Source organism: Salinicola socius, from assembly GCF_001937195.1.
GTDB lineage: Bacteria > Pseudomonadota > Gammaproteobacteria > Pseudomonadales > Halomonadaceae > Salinicola > Salinicola socius.
Genome location: NZ_MSDO01000022.1, coordinates 70313 through 93645, shown reverse-complemented (window position 1 = coordinate 93645; position 23333 = coordinate 70313). Strand labels below are relative to the sequence as shown.

General features: G+C 62.8%; 19 protein-coding genes. 4 read left to right on the top strand and 15 right to left on the bottom strand.

All coding sequences use genetic code 11. The features are described from left to right. Positions 1-54 precede the first annotated feature (54 nt). The 6 genes from BTW07_RS14945 to BTW07_RS14920 all read right to left on the bottom strand — a co-directional run bounded on the left by BTW07_RS14945 (position 55) and on the right by BTW07_RS14920 (position 8462). Complete coding sequence (locus BTW07_RS14945; RefSeq protein ID WP_075570975.1) at positions 55-1296, bottom strand: CaiB/BaiF CoA transferase family protein; 1242 nt, start codon at positions 1294-1296, stop codon at positions 55-57. 5 nt (positions 1297-1301) lie between these two features. After that, entirely contained in the window at positions 1302-2480 is a 1179-nt protein-coding gene (locus BTW07_RS14940) for an acyl-CoA dehydrogenase (protein WP_075570974.1), read from the bottom strand. Positions 2481-2568: 88 nt separating this feature from the next. After that, positions 2569-4263 carry a thiol reductant ABC exporter subunit CydC gene (cydC, locus tag BTW07_RS14935; protein ID WP_075570973.1) on the bottom strand — a complete coding sequence of 565 codons (1695 nt, stop codon included), beginning with the start codon at positions 4261-4263 and terminating at the stop codon, positions 2569-2571. Continuing rightward, complete coding sequence (gene cydD, locus BTW07_RS14930; RefSeq protein WP_110661546.1) at positions 4260-5933, bottom strand: thiol reductant ABC exporter subunit CydD; 1674 nt, start codon at positions 5931-5933, stop codon at positions 4260-4262. The genes cydC and cydD overlap by 4 nt, the downstream gene beginning before the upstream one ends. A gap of 110 nt (positions 5934-6043) precedes the next feature. Next, complete coding sequence (gene cydB / locus BTW07_RS14925; protein ID WP_075570972.1) at positions 6044-7045, bottom strand: cytochrome d ubiquinol oxidase subunit II; 1002 nt, start codon at positions 7043-7045, stop codon at positions 6044-6046. A 4-nt stretch (positions 7046-7049) separates the two neighbouring features. Then, positions 7050-8462, bottom strand: coding sequence for a cytochrome ubiquinol oxidase subunit I (locus BTW07_RS14920; RefSeq protein WP_075570971.1), 1413 nt, complete (start codon positions 8460-8462; stop codon positions 7050-7052). Between the two features lie 522 nt (positions 8463-8984). Here BTW07_RS14920 and BTW07_RS14915 point away from each other — a divergent pair. Next, positions 8985-10235, top strand: coding sequence for a multidrug effflux MFS transporter (locus BTW07_RS14915; RefSeq protein WP_208605413.1), 1251 nt, complete (start codon positions 8985-8987; stop codon positions 10233-10235). 11 nt (positions 10236-10246) lie between these two features. Here the strand turns inward: BTW07_RS14915 and BTW07_RS14910 are convergent, their stop codons facing one another. After that, the gene (locus BTW07_RS14910; protein WP_208605415.1) at positions 10247-11209 is read right to left on the bottom strand and encodes a calcium/sodium antiporter; all 963 of its coding nucleotides are present in this window, start codon (positions 11207-11209) and stop codon (positions 10247-10249) included. A 451-nt stretch (positions 11210-11660) separates the two neighbouring features. Here BTW07_RS14910 and BTW07_RS14905 point away from each other — a divergent pair, with 451 nt between their 5' ends. From BTW07_RS14905 to BTW07_RS14895, 3 genes are read left to right on the top strand one after another with little or no spacing between them, the layout of a single operon-like run. Further along, positions 11661-13028 (top strand): paraquat-inducible protein A, encoded by a 1368-nt coding sequence (locus BTW07_RS14905; protein WP_083941915.1) that lies wholly within the window; start codon positions 11661-11663, stop codon positions 13026-13028. Continuing rightward, positions 13021-14673: an intermembrane transport protein PqiB gene (pqiB, locus tag BTW07_RS14900; RefSeq protein ID WP_075570968.1), complete on the top strand. Its 1653-nt coding sequence runs from the start codon at positions 13021-13023 to the stop codon at positions 14671-14673. Before BTW07_RS14905 ends, pqiB begins: the two co-directional genes overlap by 8 nt. Further along, entirely contained in the window at positions 14670-15293 is a 624-nt protein-coding gene (locus BTW07_RS14895) for a PqiC family protein (protein WP_075570967.1), read from the top strand. The genes pqiB and BTW07_RS14895 overlap by 4 nt, the downstream gene beginning before the upstream one ends. 169 nt (positions 15294-15462) lie before the next feature. On the opposite strand, the gene BTW07_RS14890 is transcribed toward BTW07_RS14895, so the two are convergent. The 8 genes from BTW07_RS14890 to BTW07_RS14855 form a co-directional block, all read right to left on the bottom strand. Beyond that, complete coding sequence (locus BTW07_RS14890; RefSeq protein ID WP_075570966.1) at positions 15463-16161, bottom strand: RNA polymerase sigma factor FliA; 699 nt, start codon at positions 16159-16161, stop codon at positions 15463-15465. 130 nt (positions 16162-16291) lie between these two features. Then, on the bottom strand, positions 16292-16657 hold the full coding sequence (locus BTW07_RS14885) for a flagellar protein FlhE (RefSeq protein ID WP_158025884.1): 366 nt from the start codon (positions 16655-16657) through the stop codon (positions 16292-16294). Between the two features lie 137 nt (positions 16658-16794). Next, positions 16795-18879, bottom strand: coding sequence for a flagellar biosynthesis protein FlhA (gene flhA / locus BTW07_RS14880; protein ID WP_075570964.1), 2085 nt, complete (start codon positions 18877-18879; stop codon positions 16795-16797). Beyond that, positions 18876-20039, bottom strand: coding sequence for a flagellar biosynthesis protein FlhB (gene flhB, locus BTW07_RS14875; protein ID WP_075570963.1), 1164 nt, complete (start codon positions 20037-20039; stop codon positions 18876-18878). The genes flhA and flhB overlap by 4 nt, the downstream gene beginning before the upstream one ends. Positions 20040-20189: 150 nt before the next feature. Beyond that, entirely contained in the window at positions 20190-20858 is a 669-nt protein-coding gene (cheZ, locus tag BTW07_RS14870) for a protein phosphatase CheZ (protein ID WP_075570962.1), read from the bottom strand. Between the two features lie 19 nt (positions 20859-20877). Further along, entirely contained in the window at positions 20878-21267 is a 390-nt protein-coding gene (gene cheY / locus BTW07_RS14865; RefSeq protein WP_071230202.1) for a chemotaxis response regulator CheY, read from the bottom strand. 89 nt (positions 21268-21356) lie between these two features. Next, complete coding sequence (locus BTW07_RS14860; protein ID WP_075570961.1) at positions 21357-22421, bottom strand: protein-glutamate methylesterase/protein-glutamine glutaminase; 1065 nt, start codon at positions 22419-22421, stop codon at positions 21357-21359. 9 nt (positions 22422-22430) lie between these two features. Then, a complete protein-coding gene (locus BTW07_RS14855; protein WP_075570960.1) occupies positions 22431-23327 on the bottom strand; it encodes a CheR family methyltransferase in 897 nt (298 codons plus the stop codon). Positions 23328-23333: the final 6 nt, after the last annotated feature.

Here is a 23333-nt window from a genome sequence, read left to right as displayed (position 1 = left end):
GCTCGCCGAGTTGTCGCGATACTCAACGGGCCAAGGCCAGATGCCACGTATCGATCAGGAGATCGCACCGGTCCGGCGCAGATTCGCCAATGCTTCGGCGTCCAACGCCAGCCAGTCGTGCAGTACGCTTTCCGTGTGCTCACCCAGGCGCGGGGGTGACACTAGAGACGTCATCCGTTGGCCATCCAGCGTGATCGGGCTGGCGACCAGCCGCGCCCGATGCCCATCGTTCATGGTGCGCTCCACCACCATCCCGCGGTGACGTACCTGCGGATCGTCGAAGACCTGATCCAGCGTATTGATCGGCCCGCAGGGCACGCCGTGGGCTTCCAACAGTTCAAGCCATTCGTCGCGTGGCCGGGCCGCCAATCGTTCGCTCAGCAACGCCACCAACGGTTCGCGATGGGCAACCCGCTGCGAATTGGTGGCGAATCGCGGATCCACCGCCCACTCGGTCTCACCCAGCGCTTCGCACAGGTGCCGAAACTGGGCATCGTTACCCACGGTGACGATGAGATGACCGTCGGCAGCAGCGAAAGCCTGGTACGGCACGATGTTGGGATGGGCATTGCCCATTCGCGGCGGTGTCTGCCCGCTGGTGAGATAGTTGAGCGCCTGGTTGGCGAGTACACCGACCTGGACGTCCAGCAGCGCCATGTCGATGTAAGCGCCCTCGCCGGTGGCATCCCGACGACGCAGCGCTGCGAGAATCGCGTTGGCGGCATAGAGGCCGGTGAAGATATCGGTGATCGCCACGCCCACCTTCATCGGTTCGCCGCCATGATCGTCAGGCTCGCCGGTCAGGCTCATTAGCCCGCCCATGCCCTGGATCAGGAAGTCGTAACCCGCTCGACCGGCGTAAGGGCCATCCTGACCGAAACCGGTAATCGAGCAGTAGATCAGATCCGGATTGAATCGCTTGAGGCTGACATGATCGAGCCCGTAGCCAGCCAGTCCGCCGGCCTTGAAGTTCTCGATCACGACGTCAGCCTTTGTCGCCAACTGGCGAACCAGCGCCTGCCCATCGGGCGTCGACAGATCGATGGCGACCGAGCGCTTGCCGCGGTTGGCGCTGAGGAAATAGGCCGATTCCTTCGTTTCCGATTCCTTACGGCTCTCTGCACGTTCCAGCCAGGGCGGCCCCCAGGCGCGGGTGTCGTCTCCTCGCCCGGGCCTTTCGACCTTGATCACCTCGGCGCCCAGATCCGCCAGCTGCTGCGTACACCAGGGCCCGGCCAGCACCCGCGAAAGATCCAGCACCTTCAGCCCGGCCAAGGGTTCGACGATTCCGTTCATCGCCGTCATCCGAAGGCCTGGATGCCGGTCTGGGCGCGGCCCAGAATCAGGGCGTGAACATCGTGCGTGCCTTCGTAGGTATTGACCGTCTCCAGATTGAGCATGTGGCGGATCACGCCGAATTCGAGGGAGATTCCGTTGCCGCCGTGCATGTCTCGCGCCATGCGCGCGATATCCAGCGCCTTGCCGCAGTGATTGCGCTTGATCAGCGAGATCATTTCCGGCGTGGCCTGGCCACTGTCGAGCAGTCGTCCGACGCGCAGGCAGGCCTGCAAGCCCAGGGCGATCTCGGTTTGCATGTCGGCCAGCTTGACCTGGACCAGTTGCGTGGCGGCGAGCGGCCGCCCGAACTGGCGGCGATCCAGCGTGTACCGACGCGCAGCGTGCCAGCAGAACTCGGCAGCCCCCATGGTCCCCCAGCCGATGCCGAAGCGCGCCTTGTTGAGGCAACCGAACGGCCCGCCCAGCCCGGACGCGCCCGGCAGCAGCGCCGCTTCCGAGACGAAGACATCATCCAGCACGATCTCGCCGGTCACCGAGGCCCGCAGCGAAGCCTTGGCATTGATGGTTGGCGTGGAGAAACCCTCGGCACCGCGCTCGACCAGAAAGCCTTTGATCTTGCCCTCATGAGCGTCGGATTTGGCCCACACCACGGCCACATCGGCGATCGGGCTATTGGTGATCCACATCTTCTGGCCGCTCAAGCGATAGCCGCCATCGACCTTTGTTGCCCGCGTCTGCAGGCTGCCGGGATCGGAACCCGCGTTAGGTTCGGTCAGGCCGAAGCAGCCCACCATCTCGCCACTGGCAAGCTCCGGCAGAAATCGCTGCTTCTGCGCCTCGGTCCCGTAGGCCTCGATCGGATACATCACCAGCGAGGATTGAACGCTCATCGCCGAGCGATAACCGGAATCGACCCGCTCCACTTCCCGCGCGATCAGCCCGTAGGCCACGTGATTGGCACCCGCCCCGCCGTAGGCCTCGGAAACCGTCGCCCCCAGCAGGCCGAGCCCGCCCATTTCTCGCAGAATCTCGCGATCGAAGTTGTCCTTCTCGAAGGCCTCGAGCACCCGTGGCTGCAGGCGTTCCTGGCAATAGTCGCGCGCCAGCTGCTGAATCTGGCGCTCTTCGTCGCTGAGCTGCTGGTCGAGCAGGAAAGGATCGTCCCATTGAAAGCCGGACATGGCTGGCGCTCCTGGCATCGTTGATGCCGTTCGTCATGGAGCAACCACCATAGCGTCAATTATAATGTCGACACTATTGGCAAAATGTCTACGTTTTTGCCAGCACACTGCCCTTCTCACCCGGCATCAGCTGCCAGTAGTGATCGCAGGTCGGCAGCGCCAGGCGATCATGGCCCAGTAACAGGGCCGTACGGCCGGCAAGCCAGCCATCCAGCGTTGCCTTGAGCGTCGCCGCCGTGTCGGCGTCCAGCCCGCTAAGCGGCTCATCCAGGATCACCAGTGGCGAGTTACGCAGCATCACCCGGGCCAGTGCCACGCGCCGCGCCTGTCCGCCGGAGAGCTGGCGCCCCTGCTCGCCGACCCAGGTCTCCAGCCCTTCCGGCAGCGCCTCAGTCCAGGTCTTGAGCTCGACGCGCTCGAGCACATCCCAGAGCTGCAGATCACTGGCATCCGGATCGCCCATGCGCAGATTCGCGGCCAGCGTGTCGTGGAACAGCTCGCTGCGCTGAGTGAGATAGCCGATTCGCGCCCTTAGCGACTCGGGAGCGATAGCGGCAAGATCCTGATGCGAGAACTCGACGCATCCACGCTGTGGATCGAAGGCGCGCACCGCCAACTGCGCCAGTGTCGACTTGCCAATGCCCGAGGCGCCGATGATGCCGATACGCTGGCCCGGTTCGATGGCGAGATTCAGATCGCTGAACACCGCTCGAGAACCGTGAACCACCTCGACGTTCCGGTAGTTCAGCGACGGTGCGGCACCGCTCGATGTCGATGGCGCGTCTTGCAGCTTCGCACCCGTCAGCGGCGTTTTCAGCTCGGCCTGGGTGTTGAGTCGCTCCGCTGCCCTGACCGTCGCCCCCAGTTGCGTGAAAGCCATCGGCAGATTCGCCAGACCCTCGCTTACGGCGAGCGTGCCTAGCGCCAGCATCACCATCACCGGGCCACTCACGGCGCCACTCCGAAAGGCTTCGAGCCCCAACAGCAGCACCGCTACCGTCGCCAGCTGAATGCCCAGGGTGACGACGAGATTGCCCGTCGCCGTGCGCCGGCCGAGCAAGCGCTGGTCATCGAGGAGCGCCTGTTCTTCCCGTTGCCAATGCCGGCGATGAGTGTCCAGCGCCTGATAGGCACTCAGTTCCGCCAGCCCCTCGACCTGTTCGATCGCCCGCACCCGCAGCCGTTCCTGACGGTCGACCCGGCGGTGACTCGCCTGCCAGCCCCAACAGGCACATCCGGCGGTAGCGACAAGCCCCAGCGGCAGAAGAATGGCGAGCAGCACCACGCCGGCGACGGGCAGAAACACGGCCGCAAAAGCCGCAAACGCCACGATGCTGATGAACGCCACCAGCGGCGGTGCCAGCAGCCGTAGATAGAGGTTATCGAGGGTGTCGATATCCGCCGTCAGCCGATTGAGCCACTGCGAAGCGCGGGCACCCGCCAGCGTGCGGGCGTCCAGGGCGACCAGTCCCGCGAACACGCGCCCCCTAAGGTCGGCAAGCAGTCTCAGTATCGTATCGTGATTGTAGAGCCGCTCCAGATAGCGGCTGCCGGTCCGCGAGACGGCAAAGAAGCGGATCCCGCTACCCGGCGTGAACACGTCCAGATAACCCGACGCGCTGGCCGCCGCGATCGCGGTGGCGGTAATGAACCAGCCGGAAAGCGTCAGCAGACCCAACGCGCTGAGCAGCGTCGCGAGCATCAGCAGTGCGCCGATCAGCAGACGGCCACGGCGCTCGGCCAGTAAACCGAGCCACGGGCGCAGTGACATCAGTGCCTTCATGAATTCATCTCCCGGGCAGAGGTCGAACGCTCGACTCGGGACAGGCGGCCCCGCTCTATCGCGAACACGCGGCCGGCCATCGCCATGATCGCCGGGTGGTGGGTGGCAACGATCAGCGTTCGCCCGCTCGCCGCCAACCGGGTCAGCCCGGCGATCACATGACGTTCGGTTTCCGGGTCCAGCGCCGCCGTCGGTTCGTCCAGCAGCACCAGTCTCGCCGGCGAGAGGAACACGCGCGCCAGCGCCAGACGTTGCCCTTCGCCGCCGGAGAGGCCGATTCCCCGTTCGCCCAGCGGCGTGTCGAGACCCGCCGGCGCCGAGGCCAGCCAGGGCGTCAAGCCTGCCTGGGTCAACGCGCTGCGGAGCGCCTCGTCACTGGCACTCGGTGCGACCAGTCGCAGGTTCTCGGCCAGCGTGCCCTGGATGATCAGCGGACGCTGATCGAGCCAGGCAATGGCCGGATCGCGCTTGACTCGAACCGTTCCCGCGCTCGGCGCGATGAATCCGGCGACCAGTTGCAACAGGCTCGATTTGCCGCTGCCGGAAGGGCCGATCAGCGCCACCACCTCGCCGGCAGCGATATGCAGCGACAGCGGCCCGAGGATTCGATCGCGACCTGCATGCCGCAACTCGACATCGACAAGCGTGACGGCGCCCGGCACGACCGCCTTCCCTTCACCCGCATCTCGCTCCTGCGACGACCGCTCCGAAGCGACATCCTCGTCGGCCGTCGGCTCGAGCAGCGCCACCAGCCCTTGGGCGGCACCCAGGGCGGAAGCGCGATCGTGATAGTGCTGGGAGAGCGTGCGCAGCGGCTGGAAGAACTCCGGCGCCAGCAGCAGAATGAACAGCCCGCTGAACAGATCGAGCTGCTCGGCCGGCCCATACTGGATGTAACCCAGCAGCCCCAGACCGATGTAGATAGCGACGACGGCCACCGACACCGCGGCGAAGAACTCTAGTACTGCCGAGGAGAGGAATGCTACCCGTAGCGTCTTGAGACTGCGCCGCCGATAGTCATGCGCGACGTCGCTGACTTCTTCGACGCTACGCTCGGCCAGCCCGAAGAGCTGGAGTGTCGTGATCCCGCGAACGCGGTCGAGGAAATGGCCGGAAAGCCGGGTGACGGCCTGAAACTGCGCCTCGTTGAGTCGCTGTGCGCCCATTCCGATCAGCGCCATGAACAGCGGAATCAACGGCGCCGCGATCAACAGCCAGATCGCCGCCAGCCAGTTGAGCCAGAACACCACTACGAGATAGAGCAACGGAATCAACGCCGCCAGGATCATCTGAGGCAGGAAACGCGAATAGTAACCTTCCAGCGACTCGACCTGATCCACCAGCTGGCTGGCCAGGCCGGCGCTGTGGCGAGAGGCCAGGCGCACCGGCCCCAGCTGTTGCAGACGTGCCAGCAGCCGCGAGCGGACCTGCTGCTTGACTCGCAGGCCGCAAGCCTGACCGTAGACCTCCTGCCCCCACTGCGCCAGGGCACGGACGGCGATGGCGGCGACCATCAGCGCGACACCGCCCGCGACCTCGACGAGTTCAGCCTGGCTCGACACCACGCGATCGACGACCCAGGCCAATGCCCCCATCTGGATCAAGGTAGCGAGACCCGCCAGCAGACCGCAACCGACGGCGCCTCGATACCAGGGCCGGATATCGGCCACCTGCTGTTTTAGCCACGTTCTCGAAGCCTTCGCGCTTGAAGCGTCCGAGTTGGCGGTGTCCGAGTATGCAGTACTAATGCGTGACGGATCCTGGGTTCGCCTGGCGGCGCTCAATGGTAGCCCTCGCCCACGCGAACCTTGCCACGGAAGACCCAGTAGGACCACGCGGTGTAGGTCAGGATGATTGGCACCACGAACAGCACGCCGATCAGGATGAAGAACTGGGATTCCGGCGCGGAAGCTGCATCCCATAGCGTGTAGTCCGGCGGAATGACATAGGGCCAGCGGCTCACCAGCAGCCCCAGGTAGGTGAAGATGAACAGGCCCAGCGTCAGCAGAAAGGCTAGACCTTCCCGGTGCCGACGAGTCGCCATGTAGATGCCTACCGCGCACAGCAGCGCTGCGAACGGCAGCAGCCAGATCACCTGCAGATGGTTGAACCAGCGATCGAAGACGCCCGAATCGATCCATGGTGTCCACAGACTGACGATGACGAATACCACCAGCACGCCGATCAGCAGTTTGGGGATCAATCCTCGCGCCCATTCGCGGACGTGACCTTCCGATTTCAGCACCAGCCAGGTGGCGCCCAGCAGCGTATAACCCACTACCAGCCCGATGCCGGTCAGGATCGAGAACGGGGTCAGCCAGTCGAACGCCCCGCCGGTATAGACCCGATCGGCGGTCTCGAAGCCCTGGATATAGGCGCCCACCACGCAGCCCTGCGCAAATGCCGCCACGAAGGAACCGCCGGAGAATGCCGCATTCCACCAGCGCCGGGTCCGTTTGGACTTGAAGCGGAACTCGAACGCGACCCCCCGGAAGATCAGCCCGGCCAGCATCAGGAAGACACCCAGATAGAGCGCCGGCAGCAGAATGGTATAGACCAGCGGGAACGCTGCGATGAGACCGGCGCCGCCCAGAACCAGCCAGGTTTCGTTGCCGTCCCAGATCGGCGCGACGGAGTTCATCATCACGTCGCGAGCGTCCTCGTCCGGGGCGAACGGAAACAGGATTCCCAGCCCCAGATCGAATCCGTCCATCAGCACATACATGATGACGCTGAAGGCCAGAATGACGGCCCAGATCAGCGAAAGATCGTACATTTCCATGGGCTCAGCTCCTGGACGATGCGGTGGTGCCATCGAAAGGCACGTGGGTGGCGGACATCGGACGCGAGGGGCGATCGACATCGTGAACTTCCTCGTCATCTTCGAGCTCACCCAGGCCCTGGCGAACGACCTTGAACAGGTAGTAGACCCCGGCGCAGAAGATCACCGCGTAGACCGCGACGTAGCCGATCAGCGTCGCCAGCACCATCCACCCGGTAAGCGACGGCGTCACCGCATCGGCGTAGGAAAGCACGCCGTAGACCAGCCACGGCGAGCGGCCGATCTCGGTCACGAACCAGCCGGCCGTCACCGCCAGAAACGGCGATATGCTCATGACCTGCAGAACGTGCAGGAACCAGCGCTGGGTATAGAGTTTCCCGCCCCGACGGAGTACCAGACCCGTCACCGCGCAGGCAATCATCAGAAGTCCCAGCGCAACCATCACCCGGAAGCTGTAGAACACGATCCAGACCGGCTGCTGCTGCTCGACGGGAATCTCCTTGAGGCCTGGCACCACGCCATCAACATCGTGACGCAGGATCAGGCTTGCGCCGTTGGGGATACCGATCTCGACGCGGTTGGCCTGAAGCTCGCGGTCCGGCAGCGCAAACAGCAACAGCGGCACGTTGGACTGGGTTTCCCAGTTACCTTCCATCGCCGCGATCTTCATCGGCTGGTGCTCGAGCGTATTGAGACCGTGCTCGTCACCCACGAACGCCTGAAGCGGTGCCAGAATCAGCAGCAGCCACATGGTCATCGACAGCGCGCGTTTGTGTGCTTCGACACCACGCCGACGAAGCAGGAACCAGGCGCTGACGCCACACACCACGAAGCCACCGGTCAGGAACGCCGCCAGTGCCATATGGGCAAACCGGTACGGGAACGACGGGGAGAAGATCGCCTCCATCCACGAGGTCACGTGCACCACACCCTCGCGAATTTCGTAGCCCTGAGGTGTCTGCATCCAGCTGTTGGTTGCCAGAATCCAGAAAGCCGAGATGAACGTGCCGATCGCGACCATCAGCGCGGCGAAGAAATGCACCGACGGCGAGACCCGATGACGCCCGAACAGCAGCACGCCGAGGAATCCCGCCTCGAGGAAGAACGCGGTGATGACTTCGTAGCTCAGCATCGGCCCGATGAAGTTCGAAGCGAACTGGGAAAAATTGCTCCAGTTGGTGCCGAACTGGAATGCCATGACGATGCCGGATACCACGCCCATGCCGAAGACGACAGCAAATATCTTGGTCCAGAAAAGTCCCAGACGATCCCACACCGAGTTGCCGGTCGCGACGAAAAGCCCCTGCAGCAGGGCGACGTAGGACGCCAACCCGATCGTGAAGACCGGAAATATGGCATGGAATGTGACCACGAACGCGAACTGCATTCGTGATAGCAGGATAGGATCTAGCTCCATGGCGGACTCCTCGAAAGCGCCCGGGCAGCGAATCCCTTCTGCCCCGACGGCCGGTGCTCCATCGTTTTATTTACCCGCCGCCCGGCCGTTGCAGCCGTTCGACTGACGCCATCATAGGCTCGGCGCTCATGACCGCCGCCGTGTCCAGATGTCGCACGCCAGCACGAACGTTCTCGTTGAGGCGCTCTAGTCAACCTAGGCAATCATGCCGAAAGTCGCCAACCACGTGGGTTTTTGGCCTGCGAGAATGGCTTGCAGGTGGCCGTTACGAGATCGCGGCGACACGCCCCGCTGCGACAATCTGTCAGCCTGACGTCACGTCGGAAACGACGTAGCCATCCGCTTTCGATGCCTTGGAGAGGCTTTGGGACGTTGTTTGCAGGCCATTCTGGACAGGTTTTCGATCGCGGCTGTGCCAGGCTTTGGTCAAATAGTCATACAAAGTCAATTCGCGTACTCTCCTAATGACTAACGCGCTACTTGATCCTTCAGGCGCATATTTCCTTGCTCGCGAGGCGCTTCGTGACCGACCCCGCCACTTCGACGTCCAGATCGCCTTCGACAGCTGCCGCACAAGCCACGCCGGCGGGACCCGTGCCGGCACTGTGGATGCTGGTCCTGATCACGCTGGCCGGTACGCTGGCCATGCATATCTTCGTGCCGGCGCTGCCCATTGCCGGCGAGGCTCTCGGCGCCGACAACGCCGAGATGCAGCTGACCATCAGTCTTTACATCCTGGGACTGGCGATCGGCCAACTCTTCTACGGGCCGCTATCCGATGCCCTGGGCAGACGGCCTGCGCTGATGCTGGGCATGCTGATCTACAGCGTCGCGGGGGTCGTCGCCTGGCAGGCACAGAGCGTCGAGACGCTGATCACGGCAAGGTTCTTTCAGGCTTTCGGCGGATGTGCCGGGCTGGCGCTGGGACGTGCCATGATCCGCGACACGGCGGCACCGGACCGCGCCGTGCAGCGTCTGGCCGTGCTCAACCTGGTGGTTGCCATCGGCCCGGCCATGGCCCCGCTGGTCGGCAGCCTGCTGACCACCACCCTGGGCTGGCGAACCGTGTTGCTGGCGCTCTGTCTGATGGGCGCCGGCAACCTGCTGTTCGTGTGGCGGCTGATGCCGGAGACGGCGCAGCCCAGCGGACGTGTCGACCTGCCCAACCTCGCCCATGAATATCGCACCCTGCTTCGCTCCCCGGCCTTCATCGGCTACGCCATCGGTGGCGGCTGCGTCACCACCGCGATGTTCGCCTTCGTGGCCTCGGCGCCGTTCATCTTCGTCGAACAGCTGGGCAAGCCGGCAAGCCACGTGGCCTACTATCTCTCGCTGCTGATCCTGAGCATCTCGCTCGGCAACTTCATCACCAACCGCACCATTCATCGCATCGGCCTGGTTCGACTGATGCTGTCGGCAAGCCTTCTGAGTCTGGCCGGCGGGATCTCGATGCTGGTCATCGTGCTCGCTGGCTGGGCGTCGGTCGTCACGCTCGAGGCGTCGATGCTGCTGTTCACGTTCGGCGTGGGCATGACCGGGCCCACCGCGCTGACGCTGGCCGTCGGCATCAACCCAAGGGTCGTGGGTTCGGCTGCCGGCCTCTACGGATTCGCACAGATGGGAATTGGTGCGCTCTGCACCGGACTGGCGGGGTTGGGAGACAACCCCGCTCAGGCGGCGGCGATAGTGCTCGCCATCGCCGCCGTCATCGGTCAGCTCGCGCTCAGAACCGCGTTGCGATTCGATCGCCAGGAAGGACCGAATCGCAGGTAGCGCACCGCGACTCAGCCGACCACGCTGTAGACCAGCCAGCCGGTGTAAGCGACGAAACTGGCCAGCAGTGCCGCCCCTTCCAGACGATTGATGCGCCCCTGACCCTTGAGGCCGATACCAAACACCAGCAGTACCAGCGTCAGCGCTGCCATCACCGGCCAATCCCGAACCAGCACGTCGGGATCGACGTCGATCGGTGTAATCACGCCGGCCAGGCCGACCACGGCCAGGGTATTGAACAGGTTGGACCCGACCACGTTGCCGATCACCAGATCGTGCTGATTCTTGCGCACCGCGCTGATGGAAGAAGCAAGCTCCGGCAGCGAAGTACCGATGGCAACGACCGTCAGGCCGATGACGAGGTCGCTCACGCCGAACGCCTCGGCAATCGTCACGGCCCCCCATACCAGAAAACGCGAGCTGACGATCAACAGCGCCAGCCCGGCCAACGTCCACAATACGCCTCGTTTGAGCGACATGGATTGGCCCGCGACATCCGCCTCCACATCGGTCTGAAGCGCATCTTTACCCGGACGTTGGGAGCGCCAGATGCTGTAACCCAGAAATCCAAGGAGCAGCACCAGCAGAACGACCGCATCGACCCGCGAGATCACACCATCATGCAGACACCAGAGCGAGATCAGCGTCATCACCCCAAGCACCGGCAATTCCTGGCGAATCACCTGGGAATGCACCGTCAGCGGGCTGATCAATGCGACCAGACCCACGATCAGGGCGATATTGGTGATGTTCGAGCCGTAAGCATTGCCCAGCGCCAGCCCCGGGTTGCCCTGCACGGCCGCCAGCGCCGACACCATCAGCTCCGGCGCGGACGTGCCGAAGCCGATCACCACCATGCCAATCAGCAGTGGAGGCAACCCCAGATGGCGGGCCGTGGCGGCGGCGCCATCCACGAAACGATCCGCACTCCAGACCAACACGACAAGACCGGCCACAATGGCCGCAAGCGCCATCCACACGTTAGACTCTCCCTTCGTCATTGATCCGATATCGATTGAAAACCCTTGTCGCGCGCAGCGTCTCGACACATTTCAGGTCGATGATCCGCGGCCGCGAACCTCCCTCTGGCGTCAATTTCGCGTTCCGCTGGAAAGCGCCAGACTGGCCGTTACAGGATCGTAAGCAACCCCGTGTCACCGATGGTACTTCCTCGGCAAAATGATCTTCATCTACTATCTCGGCAAAACGATCTTCACCTACCATAAAATGGCATTCACCTACTATAGTGTCCAAGCGGCTGAACCCTCATGATTTTTCAGTAATATAAGCCATGACTTTTCAGCGACGCTAGCGCCCTGTTTTGCAGTGCATCCAGCAAACATGCACGAACGTATGTATTCCAGTAACATGGGGATTTACGCAGCGTAACGCTTTTTCCATTCCGCTTTCGCGTCGGGTACTGCCTTGGCATCAGCCACGAATGACAACAGCTCCAGGAAGGCGACGTTTCTCGCGCCCGGTCGAACCCGACGGCGACTTCGCGCCTGCCAAGAGTGTGATCTGCTGGTCGCGTTGCCGCCCCTGCACCCGGGCCAGCGCGCCAGCTGTCCGCGCTGCGACCATACCCTGAGCCACCGCCACTTTCGTCCAGCCGAACGCAGTCTGGCCTTCGCCATCAGTGCCCTGATCGCACTGCTGGCAGCGCTCTGTTTCCCGTTCATCAGCTTCGAATCACGCGGCGTCAGCAATGCCATTCAACTGGCGGACACCTCCGCCAGCCTGGTGGCGCTGCACGAGCCGTTCGTCGGCATTCTGGTGCTACTGACCGTGATCGTGCTGCCGGCGGTCTATCTGCTGGCCGTCATCTGGCTGCATCTCGGCCTGCTCCAACGTCGCCCTCTGCCGCGAAGCTACCGCATTGCGCGGGCGCTTTCTCACCTCGGGCCGTGGATGATGGCCGATGTCTTCGTCATCGGTGCGCTGGTGAGTCTGATCAAGATCGCCGGCATGGCCTCTGTCGATCTGGGCGTGTCGTTCTGGTCATTCTGTGTCTATGCCCTGCTGCTGCTGCTGACCACACGCTCGATCGACACCGATTGGATGTGGTTTTCGCTGGCAGGCGAACCGCTGGCGCCGGAAGGCTGTCGCCCCGGAGAGCCGGCGGCCGAGCAGGGTCTTACCGGCTGCCCGACCTGCGGTCTCGTCAGCCGGCTCAGCCACTTCGGGCGCGGCCGCTGTGAACGCTGTGGCGAGCCGTTGCGTTTTCGGGGTTCGCATAGCCTGCAGAAGACCTGGGCGTTGCTGATTGCGGCAACCCTCTGCTATATCCCGGCTAATCTCTATCCGATCATGACCACGACCTCGCTGGGCGATGAAACGCCCTCTACCATCATCGGCGGCGTGCTGATCTTTCTCGGTCACGGCGACTGGCCCATCGCGCTAATCATCTTTACCGCCAGCGTGGTGGTGCCGATCGGCAAGGTGTTTGCCCTCTCGTGGCTCTGCATCACGGTCAAGCGCAGCGGCGAGCCCCGCTTCAAGCACAAGCGGCAGAAGCTTTACCGCATTACCGAGCTGATCGGTCGCTGGTCGATGATCGACGTCTTCGTCGTCGCGATCCTGGTGTCGCTGGTCCATGCCGGGTCGTTGCTGTCGATCACGCCTGGGCCGGCGGCCCTGGCATTCTCGGCGGTGGTGGTCATCACCATGCTGGCGGCCAACAGCTTCGATCCCCGCCTGATCTGGGATGCCCGCAACATGCAGCCTCACATGCCGGCCGCGCTCAAACGCCAATCCCCCTATTCGCCTGTCAAGGAAGTCGACGATGCCTGATTCGATGCAACGCGCCAAACGAGTGTCGCAATCGCGGCTCTCGCCGATCTGGATAGTGCCCTTGCTGGCCGCCCTGATCGGGGCCTGGATGGTCTGGGACAACATCTCCAGCCGTGGGCCGTTGATCACCTTGAACATGGACAACGCCGAAGGCATCGAGGCCGGCAAGACGCTGATCAAGACACGCAATGTTCAGGTCGGCCATGTAGAAGCCGTGAGACTGTCGGACGATCTGTCGCATACGGTGGTGACGGCGCGCATGTCCAACGATGCAGAGCGGATGCTCAATGCCGAAACGCGCTTCTGGGTGGTCAAGCCGCGGATTGGTCGCGAAGGCATCAGTGGCCTCAATACGGTGCTGTCGGGAGCCTATATCCAGCTCGCCCCCGGCAAGAGCGACGAGGCTCAGGATAGCTTCGATGTGCTCGAACAGCCGCCGGTCGCCCCGCCCGATGCCCCGGGACTGCGCGTCAACCTGGTCAGCCAGGTCGGCAATTCGCTCAGCGCGGGCGATCCAATCACCTACCAGGGCTACACCGTCGGTCGGGTCGAGAGCACCGATTTCGATCCCGAAAAACGCGAGATGCGCCACCGCATCTTCATTCAGGCGCCCTACGATAGCCTGGTCACCGACACCACCCGGTTCTGGAGCTCCTCCGGCATCGACGTGCAGCTGGATTCGGAAGGCGTCAACGTCAACCTGGACTCCTTCGAGACGCTGATCAGCGGCGGCGTGACGTTCGGGGTGCCGGAGGATGTCACGCGTGGCAACGCGGCCAAGCAGGATGCGACCTATACGCTCTACAACAATGAAGAAAGTGCACGCGAGGGCACCTACGATCAGTACATCGAATATGCGCTGCTGGTCGACGATACCGTGCGCGGGCTCAGCCGCGTAGCGCCGGTCGAATATCGCGGCGTGCGCGTGGGAACCGTGGTCAGCGTTCCCTGGCACTTCACCGCACCGCAGCCCGATTCGTTGACGCAGTTCGCGATTCCGGTGCTGATCCGGATCGAGCCGCAGCGATTGGACAGCAACGAGGACGTCAACGCCGATATCGACGACCAGGAAGTGCGGGATCGCTTCGAGAAAATGTTCAAGGACTATGGCCTGCGAGCCACGCTCAAGGCGGGCAACCTGCTGACGGGCGCGCTGTTCGTCGATCTCAATTTCAGCGATGACGTACCGCCCTACAAGGCGATGACGTTCGACGGCAAACCGGTATTCCCGACGATTTCCGGTGGCTTTGCGCAAATCGAGCAGAAGGTGTCCAATCTGCTCGACAAGCTCAACGATCTACAGGTCGAGCCGATTCTCGACCGCCTGGACGACACCATGCAAACCTCGCAGCAGACGCTCGAGCAGGTGCGTCAGATCGCCGAGTCGGTCAACGGTATCGTTTCCGATCCCGCCACACAGCAGTTGCCGGGCAGTCTCAACGACACGCTGCAGGAGCTTCAGAGCACGCTGAAGGGTTTCTCCTCCGGCTCTTCGAACTATCGTCAGTTGAACGACACGCTCAAGCAGCTGGAAGTCCTGATGCGTGATCTCCAGCCGGTCGCCAAGACGCTCAGCGAAAAGCCCAACGCGCTGATTTTCGACCAAGAAGTCAAAACCGATCCCGTGCCGAGGGCTCCCCAATGAAGATGTCTTCCCTCTCCCGGTGTCGCCGCATCGGCGCTACTGCCCTGCTGACCCTTGCCGCCGTGGCAATGGCGGGCTGCGCCGCGCAATCGACGCCGACCAATCGCTATACGCTGCCGGAAGCCGACAGTCAGCCGCCGACGACCGGCCCGCAAGCGCGCAAGCTGACGGTCGTCCCGGTCGAGGTGGCAAGCTACCTCGACCAGGAGGGAATCGTGATGCAGACCAGCGATATCGAGCTCAACGCAGCCAATCAGAACCTGTGGGCCGAAGCGCTGGGGCAGCAGCTGACGCGTCGCCTGCGCCAGTCCCTGGCGGCCGACCTGCCCGCTGTCATGGTCTTGAACGCCGCCCACGGCGAGCCCGGCGCGCAGCGGCTGACGCTCAGCGTCGATCAGTTCCAGGGTCGCTACGACGGCCAGGCCGTGGCCTCCGGCGAGTGGCAGCTGCATGACGGCAATCGGCTGCTGGCCCAGCGCCATTTCGATGTCTCTCGGCCGCTGAGCGACGACGGCTATCCGGCGCTGGTGCGAACGTTGGGAGGCGTGTGGGAAGAGGTGGCGAGCGAGATCGCCGACGAGATCCGCCATGTGTCGGCGCCCTCGCGGGCCAGCGACTGATCAGTTTGACGAATCATCGAGCGCCTCGCATGACAAGACGCCTGCCGACCCGGTCGTGACATCGACGTCATGATCGGCTCGGCAGGCGCTCGGGATCGCTCGTTGTCTATCGATTGACGTTACGGCTCCGTGACCGCGCCGCCGGACGCGGTCACGGAATTGACCGCCATCAGGGATTCAGACGGCTTCTCAGGCGCGACACGGCCTGGCTGTGCAACTGGCAGACGCGGGATTCGCTGACGCCCAGTACGGCACCGATCTCTTTCAAGTTGAGCTCTTCCTGATAGTAGAGTCCCAGAAGCAGCTTCTCGCGTTCCGGCAAGGCATCGATCGCGGCCATCACGTTGGATCGATTGTCTGCATCGAGCAGCGCTTCCAACGGCGACGGCGGGCCGCCTTCGGAGACGGCGGCGACACCGTTTTCGCTATCGCTCTCGTCGTACGCCAGCAGAAAGCCGTTGTTGGCATCTGCCAGGAGCTGATGGTACTCCTCCCGGGAAACCCCCATTTCCTGGGCAATTTCGCGCTCGTCCGGCGCCCGGCCCAGCTGCTGTTCCAGCCGTCGCACGGCCTGATCCAGTGCCCGCGCATTGCGCCGCACGCTGCGCGGCATCCAGTCGCGACTACGCAGTTCGTCGATCATCGCGCCACGAATTCGCTGGTTGGCGTAGGTCGAAAAGCTGGCGCCGTGCGAGTTGTCATAACGCCCCATGGCGTCCAGCAACCCCAGCATGCCGGCCTGCACGAGATCATCGAGTTCCACGCTGGCGGGTAGGCGCACCTGAAGAGAGAGCGCATGGCGCCTCACCATTGGCATGTACTGCTCAATCAATGCCCTCTGATCGATTTTGCCTTGTGCGGTATACATCGAATGGCCTCGTGCGAAACAGCTTACGGTCATGGGATGCATGACTCATCTTTCCATTATGCCGCCCGGACATCGACCCAAGACGACAAACTACTGGTTTTCCAGCGGCTAATTCGGCTGTTTATCAGCCTTAATGACGGTAGTCGACGATCAGCTGACCACCGAAAATCACGCGCCTCCCGTCCGACTGCTCGCCCGGCTGCCACTGGAATCGCAGCCGGAACGGCAAAGAGGCAGATCGATCGGCAAAGCGCTGGGTTTCCCCCCGATTCCGGGCTAGCGGCAGACAGAACTGGCCGTGACAGAGCCAGGTTTTCAGCGTCAGCGCCGGGGCATCGAGCCGAAAGGTCCAACGAACACGTTCGATGACGGCATCAGCCATGGACGCCGGTAGCTCGACTGGCGCGCTCTCCAGGGCATGGTCGGCCACCACGATCGTCTGACGTGGCAGCTGGCCAACCCAGGTTCCGTCGGCAGCCCAGGCTGGTGTCGCCATGCCCATGACAACAACAGCAGATAGCAAGCTCCAGCCGAAGAGCGCCGAACACGCTTGGGATCTCGGGGACGGAGGTCCCGGGGTTCGACGTGTAGATCGCGTTCGGCTCCCGGCACTCACGGCGGCAGCGCCGGCACTCATGACGGCGCGCCGATGGTGGTGGTGACGCGCAGATTGCGATCGTCCGGGATTTCCGCCTGGGAGAGCACCACCAGCGACTTGATCTGACGGCGCAGGAAACGCGACAACAGAGCCCGCAGACCATGCTGGACGACCAGCACGGTCGGCTCGTCACGACTCTGTTGGCGTTCCACCGCAGCAGCGGTCTGTTGCATCAGCGTGTCCGCCAGCCCAGGCTCGAGTGCCCCGCCGTTGTTGAGCGCTTGCGCGAGAACCTGTTCCAGCCGGGGTTCGAGCCCCATCACGTGCAGCGATTCGCGGCCCGGGAACCACTGTTGGGTAATCGCCCGGCCCAGCGCGACGCGTACCAGCGCGGTCAGCTCGTTGGCATCCGACTGCTGGGGCGCGTACTCCGCCAGGACATCGAGAATCGTGTGCATATCGCGGATCGGCACGTCTTCGATGAGCAGATTCTGGAGAATGCGTTGCAGCGAGGTCAGCGGCAGCAGCTTGGGCACCACGTCCTCTACCAGCGACTTCTGATGCTCGGCGACCTTGTCCAGAAGCTGCTGGACCTCGGCGCGTCCCAGCATGTCGCCGGCGTTTTCATGCAGCAGGTGATTGAGGTGGGTGGCGATCACGGTACTGGCATCCACCACGGTATAACCGTAGATCTGCGCCCGCTCGCGCTGGGTCGTTTCGATCCAGTAGGCGGTCAGACCGAACGCCGGATCCTGGGTCCGAGTGCCGTCGATCGCGCCGGACACCTGGCCGGGATCGATGGCCAGCCATTTCCCCGGAAACGCCTCGGCACGACCGACTTCCACGCCCTTCAGGGTGATCACGTAAACGTTGGGGCTCAGCTCGAGATTGTCGCGGATGTGCACCACCGAGGGCAGGAATCCGACATCCTGGGCGAACTTCTTGCGCACGCTCTTGATTCGCCCCAGAAGCTCGCCCTTCTGGCGTTGGTCGACCAGCGGGATCAGACGATGCCCCACTTCCAGCCCGAGAGTATCGACCAGTTGCACGTCATCCCAGCTCGCCTCCGGCGTTTCCTGCACCGCCGACGGCGCCTTGTCCTCCACTGCCCGCACCGCTTCGTCCTGCACCCGGCGGGAGATCCACCAGCCCAGCGCCGCAAGCAGGATGGCAAACAGCAGAAAGACGACGTTCGGCATACCGGGGATCATGCCAAGCAGACCCATCACACCGGCCGCGAGATACATCACGCGCGGATTGTTGAACAGCTGACTCAACAGCTGCTGCCCGACATCCTGATCGGTATTGACGCGAGACACCGTGACACCCGCCGCCGTCGAGATCACCAGCGCCGGAATCTGGGCGACCAGGCCGTCACCTACCGTCAGCAAGGTATAGGTCTTCACGGCCTCGCCAAACGGCAGACCGTGCTGGGCCACACCGATCATCAATCCGCCGATCAGGTTGATCACCATGATCAACAGACCCGCCATGGCGTCGCCGCGGACGAACTTGCTGGCACCATCCATGGAGCCGAAGAACTCCGACTCCTGATTGATCTCGGTACGGCGCCGGCGGGCCTCTTCTTCGCCGATCAGACCGGCATTGAGATCGGCGTCGATCGCCATCTGTTTGCCCGGCATGGAGTCCAGGGTGAACCGCGCCCCCACCTCGGCAATTCGCCCGGCACCTTTGGTGATGACCATGAAGTTGATGACGACCAGAATCAGGAACACCACCAGACCGACGGCGAAGTTGCCGCCGATCAGAAACTCGCCGAACGCCTCGATCACCTTGCCCGCGGCATCGCCCCCCTCGTGGCCGTCCATCAGCACCACTCGGGTCGAGGCCACGTTCAACGACAGGCGTAGCAGGGTCGAGAACAGCAGCACTGCCGGAAAGGCCGCGAAATCCAGCGGCTTTTCCGTGAACATGCTGACCAGCAGGACCATGATCGACAGCGCGATATTGAAAGTGAAAAAGAGATCGAGGGCGAATGGCGGTAACGGCAAGATCATCATGCTCAGGATCATGATGATCAGAACAGGGCCAGCGAGGATCTTGAACTGGTTGTTTGCCGGCCATTTGCGATGACCGAACCACTGGCTGAGCGCGTTCATTCACTCTCCTTGGATGAATCCGATGCCGGCTCGTCGAGGGCTGGCGGCACGGGCAGGTCGCGCGGGGGCTGCGGCACGTCACCGCCTTCGGTCTCGACCTGCTTGAGGCGAAATGCCCAAGCCAGAACTTCGGCAACCGCGGTATAGAGATCGCCGGGTATTTCCTGTTCTAGATCGACGTGGTGATAGAGCGCGCGCGCCAGCGGCGGGGCCTCTAGCCGCGGCACGCGGTTCTCGTCGCCGAGCTCGCGGATCTTGGCCGCCACGTGATCCGCCCCCTTGGCCACGACCAGAGGGGCGGACATCGAGTTCTGCTGGTAGCTCAGCGCAACCGCATAATGAGTCGGGTTGGTCACGATCACGTCGGCGGTCGGCACCTTGCTCATCATCCGCCGTCTGGCCATCGCCTGTTGCTGCTGACGAATGCGGCCCTTGACGTGCGGGTCGCCCTCGCTCTCCTTGTGTTCCTGACGAATGTCTTCGCGGCTCATCCGCAGCTTCTTGTTATGGCTCCATATCTGATAGGGAACGTCGATCAGTATGACCAGCAACAGCGATGTCACGATCAGCGCACAGCCGATGGCCGCCAGCCGCATGGCCGTAGCCAGCGCCTGTTGAATCGGCATTTCCATCAGCTCGAGCAGCGTGTCGCGTTGCGACCATAGGTACGTGACACCAACGCCGCCCACCAGCACTGACTTGGCAATGGCCTTGGCCAATTCCGCCAACGCCTGGGTCGAGAACATGCGTTTCAAACCCTTGAGCGGGTTCAGCTTGCTCAACTGAGGTTGCAGTGATTTCGCGGACAACAGCCAGCCACCCAGCATCGTCGGCCCCAGAATCGCCGCGACCGTGAACAGCAGGAACAGCGGCAGCAGCGCGATCAGCGTGTGTTGCCCCATCAGCCAGACGTGACTCAGCATGCGGGCGCTGTCGAACGCCAGCCCATGATCGAAGAGAAAAGCCTGCTCCATGACGATACTCAACTCGTCATAGAGGTTGTTGCCCATGACCCACAGACCCAGCACGCCGCTGACCAGCAGCAGAAAGGTGGCGAGCTCGCGCGACCGCGCGACCTGCCCCTCCTCGCGCGCTTTCTCGATTCGCCTGGGCGTCGCCGGTTCTGTCTTTTCCTGGTCGCTGTCGTTCTGCTCGGCCAAGCGCGCACTCCGCCACGGTCGGGGATGAAATCTTGAGCGCTATTCTGCTGGGAGAGGGGCAATATCAAAGGGAGAAATAGCAGGATGAACACCCTGCTATTTCGGGGGGCGACACAGAGGGAAGCGTCGCGGGGGGCGTCTTCGTGCGAATCAGAACCCTAGACTGTCCAGCAGGTCGTCGACCTGATCCTGATTGCTGACGACATCGACAGCTTTCGGATTGATCTGCGGACCATTGAGCAGCGAGCTGGATTGGGCAGCCGCGAGGTTGGCGTGCTCTCTCCGCTCGGTTCCTTCCGGGGCGTTATCGATCAACACCTGAACCAGCTGCTGCTCGATCTCGTGGATCACGTCCATCATCTTCTTGATGACCTGCCCCGTCAGATCCTGAAAATCCTGCGCCATCATGATCTCGAGCAGCTGAGCGTTGGTGGCGCCGGTGCGCTCCGGCACGGCCTGCAGATAGGAGCGAGTATCCTTGACCAGCGTCTTGGCTTCGTCCAGCGCCATGGGCTCGGCAAACCACGCGTCCCAGCGCTTGTCGAGATCGTTCGCTTCGCTCTCGAGTGCATTCTGCAGCGGCTGGGCGTGATCGATCGCGTTGAGCGCACGTTCCGCCGCCTGCTCGGTCATCGACGCAACGTAGCTGAGTCGATCGCGGGCGTCGGGAATGGCCTGTGCCGCTTTCTCCACCTCCTTGTCCAGCCCCAGTTCACGCATGTTCTCGCGCAACATGCGGGTCAGGTGGCCAATGCGGCGAATCAGATCGTCCGGAGCCACGCTTTCCATCACGCTGCCTTGAGGGTTGGCACCACTCATGATCTACCCTCCATAGGTGTCACTTGCCCAGTTTCTCGAAAATCTTGTTGAGCTTCTCTTCGAGTGTCGCTGCGGTGAACGGCTTGACCACATAGCCGTTGGCGCCAGCCTGGGCCGCCGCGATGATATTTTCCTTCTTGGCCTCTGCCGTCACCATCAACACCGGGAGCGACGAAAGCTTGGGATCCTGGCGGATTTCCTTGAGCATCTCCAGGCCATCGAGATTGGGCATGTTCCAATCGGACACCACGAATTCGAAGCCTCCGGCGCGCAGTTTGGTCAAGGCCTCCTGACCGTCCTCGGCCTCTTCCACGTTCTCGAATCCGAGTTCCTTGAGCAGACTGCGGACGATCCGACGCATGGTCGGAAAATCGTCCACTACCAGAATGCTCATGTTCTTGTCAGCCATCGTCTTTCCTCTTCGAATCGTTGGGCAAGCATGCTGAGATTATCGGCAGCCAGCTCGCTCGCTTTATAGGTACTGATGATCCCCGCGACCTAGACGCGTTGGGCGCGCCCTGACAGGTGCATCTGCTGAACCAGGTGGCCGGCAATGTCGTTCAGGGCGATGACATCTGTCGCCCCACCCAACGCGATCGCCTCCTTGGGCATGCCGAATACGACACAGCTTGCCTCGTCCTGGGCCACCGTATGAGCGCCCGCCTGGCGCATCTTCAGAAGCCCGGTGGCGCCATCACGTCCCATCCCGGTAAGAATCACACCCAGCGCGTTACGGCCGGCACAGCTGGCAGCCGAATCGAACAGCACATCGACCGAAGGTCGGTGGCGATTGACGGGCGGTCCATCATCCAGCGCGATCACGTAGTTCGCTCCCGAGCGCGTCAGGCGCATGTGCCAGTCTCCCGGCGCGATATAGACATGCCCCGGCAGCACCCGCTCCCCCGCTTCCGCCTCCTTGACGGTGACCCGGCAAAGACGATCGAGCCGCTCGGCGAACGAGCGCGTGAAGCCTCCCGGCATGTGCTGGGTGATCAGTACCGCAGGACTGTTGGCCGGCAACGGTTCGATGACCTGACGAATCGCTTCGGTTCCCCCTGTCGAGGCGCCAATGATGATGATCTTTTCGCTCGACAGCATCGGCGCCTTCAGCGCCTCACGCGGCGCTGCCGGCTCGGCCATCAGACCCTGACGGCGAGGCCGCGCCTGCGCCGCAGCGCGAACCTTGTCGGCAATCATGCCGGCGTATTCCATCATCCCTTCGCGGATCCCGACTTCCGGCTTGGCCACGAAGTCGACAGCGCCCAACTCCAGCGCGCGCAGCGTAATCTCGGAGCCGCGCCGGGTCAGGGATGAGACCATCAGGACCGGCATCGGACGCAGCCGCATCAAGCGTTCGAGAAAATCCAGCCCGTCCATGCGGGGCATCTCGACATCGAGCGTCAACACGTCAGGGTTGTGCTTCTTGATCAGATCGCGAGCGACGAGCGGGTCCGGCGCCGTGGCGACCACGGTCATGTCTGGCTGGGAATCGATGATCTTGGTCATCAAGTCACGAATGAGGGCCGAATCGTCGACACAAAGTACTCTGATTTTCGGGTTCACCGTTCACTCCTAGCGCGAGACGTCCGAGACCGTCAGCGACGAAGGCGGTGCCAAGGTGTAAACGGTCTGCCCCCTCAATCGAAAAGCCTGGCTCAGAAAGGAAAAGTTCTCGGAGTGGCCCGCAAACAGCAAGCCATCCGGTTTCATCTGGGATGCGAAACGACGCAGGATATTGGTCTGCGTCTCCCGATCGAAATAGATCATCACGTTACGACAGAAAATGATGTCGAAGGGGCCGTTGATCGACCATGATCCCGTGACGAGATTGAGCTGCCTATAATCGACCATCGCTGCCAGTTCCGGACGAATCCGTGCCTTGCCGGCACGAGTACCGCTGCCGCGCTGAAAGAACTGTCGACAGCGCGCCTCGCCGAGCTTCTCCACCGTCTCCAGGGAATAGACACCGGCACGGGCGGTATTCAACGCTTCGGTATCGATGTCCGTGGCCAGGATCTTGACCTGAGACGCCGCAGCGCCCAGCGTTTCCCTGACAGTCATCGCCAACGAGTAGGGTTCTTCTCCCGTCGATGCGCCGGCACACCAGATCTTGATCCCGCTACCCCGGCGGCGTATTTCCTCGGCCAGCACCGGAAAATGGTGGGCTTCGCGAAAGAACGCCGTCAGGTTGGTGGTCAAGGCGTTGGTGAACGCTTCCCACTCCTCGGACTCGGCGCGCGTCTCGAGCCTGTCCAGATACTCTCCGAATCGACTCATGCCATGCAGCCGCAGTCGCTTGGCCAAGCGGCTATAAACCATCTCCCGCTTGTTTTCCGCCATCACGATACCCGCACGACGGTAGATGAGATCCCGCACCCGTTCGAAATCACGTGGAGTGAAGTCGAGGTCTCGGGTAAAGCGCATGGCATTGTCACTGGCTCCATCGCCCGACCCCGGACCTGAAAACATCGCTGT

What these genes read in the sequence shown, in the direction of transcription:
- BTW07_RS14945 (WP_075570975.1), bottom strand. Translation starts at nt 1,296, where the DNA reads ATGAACGGAATCGTCGAACCCTTGGCCGGGCTGAAGGTGCTGGATCTT.
- cheZ (WP_075570962.1), bottom strand. Translation starts at nt 20,858, where the DNA reads ATGAGTGGTGCCAACCCTCAAGGCAGCGTGATGGAAAGCGTGGCTCCG.
- pqiB (WP_075570968.1), top strand. Translation starts at nt 13,021, where the DNA reads ATGCCTGATTCGATGCAACGCGCCAAACGAGTGTCGCAATCGCGGCTC.
- BTW07_RS14855 (WP_075570960.1), bottom strand. Translation starts at nt 23,327, where the DNA reads ATGTTTTCAGGTCCGGGGTCGGGCGATGGAGCCAGTGACAATGCCATG.
- BTW07_RS14940 (WP_075570974.1), bottom strand. Translation starts at nt 2,480, where the DNA reads ATGTCCGGCTTTCAATGGGACGATCCTTTCCTGCTCGACCAGCAGCTC.
- flhA (WP_075570964.1), bottom strand. Translation starts at nt 18,879, where the DNA reads ATGAACGCGCTCAGCCAGTGGTTCGGTCATCGCAAATGGCCGGCAAAC.
- BTW07_RS14895 (WP_075570967.1), top strand. Translation starts at nt 14,670, where the DNA reads ATGAAGATGTCTTCCCTCTCCCGGTGTCGCCGCATCGGCGCTACTGCC.
- cydB (WP_075570972.1), bottom strand. Translation starts at nt 7,045, where the DNA reads ATGGAAATGTACGATCTTTCGCTGATCTGGGCCGTCATTCTGGCCTTC.
- BTW07_RS14910 (WP_208605415.1), bottom strand. Translation starts at nt 11,209, where the DNA reads ATGGCGCTTGCGGCCATTGTGGCCGGTCTTGTCGTGTTGGTCTGGAGT.
- BTW07_RS14890 (WP_075570966.1), bottom strand. Translation starts at nt 16,161, where the DNA reads ATGTATACCGCACAAGGCAAAATCGATCAGAGGGCATTGATTGAGCAG.
- BTW07_RS14920 (WP_075570971.1), bottom strand. Translation starts at nt 8,462, where the DNA reads ATGGAGCTAGATCCTATCCTGCTATCACGAATGCAGTTCGCGTTCGTG.
- cydC (WP_075570973.1), bottom strand. Translation starts at nt 4,263, where the DNA reads ATGAAGGCACTGATGTCACTGCGCCCGTGGCTCGGTTTACTGGCCGAG.
- cheY (WP_071230202.1), bottom strand. Translation starts at nt 21,267, where the DNA reads ATGGCTGACAAGAACATGAGCATTCTGGTAGTGGACGATTTTCCGACC.
- BTW07_RS14885 (WP_158025884.1), bottom strand. Translation starts at nt 16,657, where the DNA reads ATGGCGACACCAGCCTGGGCTGCCGACGGAACCTGGGTTGGCCAGCTG.